The organism is Candidatus Hepatincolaceae symbiont of Strigamia maritima, from assembly GCF_055505085.1.
The window spans coordinates 1-4,721 of the sequence record NZ_DBKDTU010000006.1 but is presented as its reverse complement, the minus strand read 5'-3'; the positions used below and the strand labels follow the sequence as shown (position 1 = coordinate 4,721).

Here is a 4,721-nt window from a genome sequence, read left to right as displayed (position 1 = left end):
TAATAGAATATAAACCATATTTTACATATTTACAGATGTCTTATTTAAAGATAAATACATTAAAACTAAACATAATCTTTTTTATTAATTACTTAAATCGTTGTAGAAGAAAGATTATAGGTGTAATTAAAGAACACGATAAGGTAAGGTTATACTTATTTAATTTAGAGTTAGTTATTAATCGACGACAATAAACTAGAAGTTATTTTGTACACTAATATTTTTGCATGTAATTTAGTAAAATTTAAGGGTAATAGCAAAAAATAAAAAAATATAGTATGGTATAAGAAATAAGCATTTTTATGTTGCTTTAAGTATAAAATAATATAAAAATTGTAATCGTAAAGTTATGTTTAATGATACACAATATAAGGAGTTGTTATGAGATATATACTAGCTATATTTTTACCGTTTATAGTATTCTTTACAATAGGTAAGCCGTTTTCCGGTATTATTGCTTTAATTTTGCAAATTACTATTCTGGGATGGTTTATTGCAACTATTTGGGCAATGTTTGCCGTAAATGATTATCATACTAAAAAACTGTTCAGAGCATCAATCAGAGATTCCTATAACCCTTAAGGTAAGTATCATGCTTTCTAATGATGAAAAACCTACTCTGCAAAGTAATACAGCAGGGCACTTGATGTCAGGTAATTCCGGGGATGCTCTGGAAAAGCAGGTAATAGCCCTATTACAGGCTGATAATCTTAACCCTATTCTAGAAATAATTTATGATTTATATCCGGAAGAAGTTATTAACTTATTAGAAGTTCTGGATGATAATCAGATAGATGTTATTCTAAGTTCTTTAGATGAGGTTTTCTTAAAAGATTTAGTACTTTGGTTAAGAGGTGATTTGTTTCAAAGAGTTAAAGAAAAGAAGGGTATGAATTTTATTATAGCTAGCTTAAAGGATGTAAGTGATGATGATTTAACAAATTTAGTCAGAGATCTTAATCCTTCCGAAAAAGAGCAACTCTTACATTCAATTTCCTTTTATAAAAGAAGAACCTTAGAGAATTATTTAAATTATAAAGAAGATAGTGCTGGGCGATTAATGCAAAGCCTAGTAATTAGTATTCCAAAGGATTGGAAAGTATCTCAGGCTATTTATTATATTAAAGAAATAGCAGATTTTGAGATCTCTAATATTCCGGAAAATCTACATGATATTTTTATAGTAGAGGAAAAGGGTAGAGTAATTGGTAGAGTACATTTAAGTAGCCTAATTATTAATGAGCACAGTACAAATGTTTTAAATATTATGGATAATAACTTTAAAACTATTCCTGTAGATATGGACCAAGAAGAAGTAGCTCTACTTTTTAAAAATAGAGACTTTGTATCTGCAGCAGTAGTTGATAATGAAGGGGTACTTTTGGGGGTAATTAATATTGATGACATTGTAGATGTAATTTATAAGGAGCATGGGGAAGATATTTTATTAATCGGAGGAGTAAATCCTAGTGTGGTAGGTGGATATAAATATCTTAGCTTATTTAAAGCAAGTGCTACAAGAATAAGATGGTTAATGTTCAATTTTACTGGAGCTTTGATTATTCCTGTAATTGTAGGAGGGTTTGAGAGTATACTTACTAAGCATATTATTTTAGCAGGATTAATTCAAATGGTGGTCTCCATTGGGGGAAATGCAGGGTTACAGAGTTTATCAGTAACTCTACGAGGAATTGTTACTAATACTATTACTGTGAATAATGCACTTAGGCAAATTATTAGTGAGCTTAGATTAGCCATGTTAAACGGGATTTTTCTAGCGTTAATCGGTTATGCTCTGGGATATTTTTGGAGCACGGATCTCAAAATTAGTATAGTAATATTTTTATCTATCTTTTGTAATATCTTAGTAGGGGTGATTTTAGGTACCTTTACACCATTATTTTTTAGAAGAATAAAAGTAGATCCCGCAGTAGCATCTTCTGTTTTTATTACTATGTTTACAGATATAATAGGTTTTTTTGTAGTATTATTAATTGCGTATTTAGTTTTATAAATACTTTTATTATTAGGTTATAAGCTTTTGTAAATCTAAAGGTATTTCTAATGTAAAGCTTAGAAAATCCAAGATTCTTTCTTTTTTAATGAAAAAGGTTTCTGTAAAAGGTAGAATAATAATACTAATACAAAAGCAATAAAGATACTCATAAGAGTAGATAGAATATGGCTATTTTTTTCAGCAAACACTACAACTAGTTGAATAACTTTTATTAAGGAGCAATACATAATGCTCTTTAGTATCGGTATTTTATTACCATTGCGGTTAAAATTAGAATGGGATAAAAAATAACAACTGATTAAAGTAAATAACAAGGGCATAATAGTATTAGCAAAGCGACGATTAATTTCTTTAAAAAAACTAATTCTAGTCTCATAGTAAAGAGTTTCAGATTTTTTTTTAAGATTTTGAACATACATTAAATTTTTATAATTTAACAATTCCCATAGATATAATTCCTTATAACTTGTGCGTTCTATGGGTTTAGTAGGACTTTTAGCAATAGAAAAAGTATATTGAGAAAAATTTAGAAAAGAAATACCTTGATTCTCTTTATCGATTTCTTGAAAATTAGCATTATTCAGATAAAAAAAAATTTGGTCTTCTTTATTAACAATATAACCACTTTTAGCTATAATAGTTATAGGTCCTCTTTTGCCGTACTCATTATAAATTAGGATATTCTCTAGTTGTTTGGAGGGAGTAATATTTTTTATATACATAGTAACCCCTGAGTTAATTTCTATAAACTTTCCGGCTTCAATAACATTAGTATTATAAGTATTTCGTAGATCCTTTCGTAGGGTGTGAAACTCCACATAGGCAGAGGGAATAATATAAGCAGTCATTATTAGGGCAATTATAGAATTAGCAAAACCTATGAATAAGGCAGGGCTTGATAATGATAAAGGAGCAATACCTACTGCCTGCATTACAATAAGTTCTTGGTTATTTTTCATGTAACTCCAAGTAAAAAGTATGGAAATTAAAGCTACAATAGGAAAAGATTCAATGAGTAAAGATGGTACAATTAGAGAAGTTAGTTTTAAAACTGATAATACTGAAAAACCTTGTTTTACTACTAAAATTAGCATATTTAAAGATTTAATAACTAGAGTTAATATAGTTATAACAAACATCAATAATAAATTAGCTACTAAGATACGTTTAAAAAAATATAGTTTGATTTGCATTAGGATTTAATTAATAAGAAGGGTTTAAGTTGCTCTTTACTAAGTTTGAACTGAGTAGTTTCAATCAATTGTGTTGATAAAGTATAAGGAGGATAATTAATAATTAAATTATTATTATCAAAATAAAAGATAGTATTGCGTAGGTCAGGGTTTATATCCCTAAGGATTTTTTTCTCAGTAATAGATTTTCTAATAGTGGTCTCAATAAAATTAACGGCACTAGGTTTAAAAATATCATGAAAAGCTAGTATACTCTTTTTAGGGATATAAATATTAAAGGCTTTGAGGTCATCTTGGTTATTCTCATTAGTAAAGTTTGTAGTGTAAATTACTATACTGAGAATATGGAAGTTATTTTTGTAGACTTTATAATGTATCTTTAAATCTATATTAAAAAACCTATTATTCTTATTTAGATCTAAGGCTAAATCTTCTAATTGAGCAATTTTACTTTTAGCATTAGAGAGAATAAAGTTGTTAAGGCTATTAATATCAGGATTTTTTAAAGTAATTTCAGGAATTTTAACTTCATATTTGAATAAGTTAGTTTGGTTATTTAAGGTTATAGTTTTAACCGGATAGATATTTTGTTTTAATAAAAAATATGCTATTAATAAGATAAATACAAAAGGTATCCATAAATACTTTTTATTTTTCATAAGGTAATTCTCTTAAAAATTATTATTACTGAATTTTATTTAAACGCTTGATTAGAATAAAATTGTTCATTTAAAATTTTTTGTTGTAAATCTTCTATATCATTAAATAGTATAACAAAAGATTGAGTTTTATCTAAGCTAATTTTAGTTTTTTTTATATTAAAAAATTTTTTAAAATCACAATACAAACTAATTTTTCTTTTTTTTGGGTCGCAATTTTCTAACTCAATAGAAGTAGTATTATTAACAATTGCTCCGTGCCAATATAAAGGATTAAAAGGATTAATAGGGGTAATCGCTAAAAGATTAGAATCAATTGGTAAAATTGTACCCTTACAGGCTAAATTATAAGCAGTACTCCCTGAGGGTGTTGATACCAGTACACCATCCCCGATTAATTGAGGAAGCATCACTTTTTGGTTAATTTTTATACTAAGATGGGCAGTATTAGGTGTAGTTCTAAGGAGTGATATTTCATTAAAAGCTAAGGAATATTCAACGTCTTCTTTGTAATTAGTAATTTCTGCACACAAAGGGTTTAAAATAAATTTTTTAGTATTTATTAGTTTGTCTAGTAAATTTTCTGATTTATTAAAGCTATTCAATAAGAAACCTTTATTGCCACAATTAATACCATATAAGGCTGTATTTAGAGGTAAATATTTATGCAGGCAATGTAACATAAAACCATCACCGCCTAAACACACAATTATATCTGCTTCTTCTTCTTTATAAAAAGAATATTTTTGTTGTAAAAAGTTTAGTAGACTAAAGCTTTTAGAGGTTCTGGCAGCAGTAATAGCTAATTTCATATCAATCTATTAATTTTTTTTTTACTAATAGTAGTTTCTA

At 27.2% G+C, this 4,721-nt stretch carries 6 protein-coding genes; 3 read left to right on the top strand and 3 right to left on the bottom strand.

The window, feature by feature from the left end:
- The 3 genes from ACQCX0_RS00105 to mgtE all read left to right on the top strand — a co-directional run.
- A partial coding sequence (locus tag ACQCX0_RS00105) for a hypothetical protein (RefSeq protein WP_462561995.1) occupies positions 1 to 194 on the top strand: 194 nt, incomplete at its 5' end.
- A 187-nt stretch (positions 195 to 381) separates the two neighbouring features.
- Positions 382 to 582 carry a YqaE/Pmp3 family membrane protein gene (locus tag ACQCX0_RS00100; protein ID WP_462561994.1) on the top strand — a complete coding sequence of 67 codons (201 nt, stop codon included), beginning with the start codon at positions 382 to 384 and terminating at the stop codon, positions 580 to 582.
- Positions 583 to 592: 10 nt separating this feature from the next.
- Positions 593 to 2,014, top strand: a complete 1,422-nt coding sequence (gene mgtE / locus ACQCX0_RS00095; RefSeq protein ID WP_462561993.1) for a magnesium transporter — start codon at positions 593 to 595, stop codon at positions 2,012 to 2,014.
- 59 nt (positions 2,015 to 2,073) lie between these two features.
- On the opposite strand, the gene ACQCX0_RS00090 is transcribed toward mgtE, so the two are convergent.
- From ACQCX0_RS00090 to ACQCX0_RS00080, 3 genes are read right to left on the bottom strand one after another with little or no spacing between them, the layout of a single operon-like run.
- Positions 2,074 to 3,210: an LptF/LptG family permease gene (locus tag ACQCX0_RS00090; protein ID WP_462561992.1), complete on the bottom strand. Its 1,137-nt coding sequence runs from the start codon at positions 3,208 to 3,210 to the stop codon at positions 2,074 to 2,076.
- Complete coding sequence (locus tag ACQCX0_RS00085) at positions 3,210 to 3,869, bottom strand: polysaccharide deacetylase family protein (RefSeq protein WP_462561991.1); 660 nt, start codon at positions 3,867 to 3,869, stop codon at positions 3,210 to 3,212. Before ACQCX0_RS00085 ends, ACQCX0_RS00090 begins: the two co-directional genes overlap by 1 nt.
- Positions 3,870 to 3,904: 35 nt before the next feature.
- Positions 3,905 to 4,681 carry an NAD kinase gene (locus ACQCX0_RS00080; protein WP_462561990.1) on the bottom strand — a complete coding sequence of 259 codons (777 nt, stop codon included), beginning with the start codon at positions 4,679 to 4,681 and terminating at the stop codon, positions 3,905 to 3,907.
- Between the last annotated feature and the right edge of the window lie 40 nt (positions 4,682 to 4,721).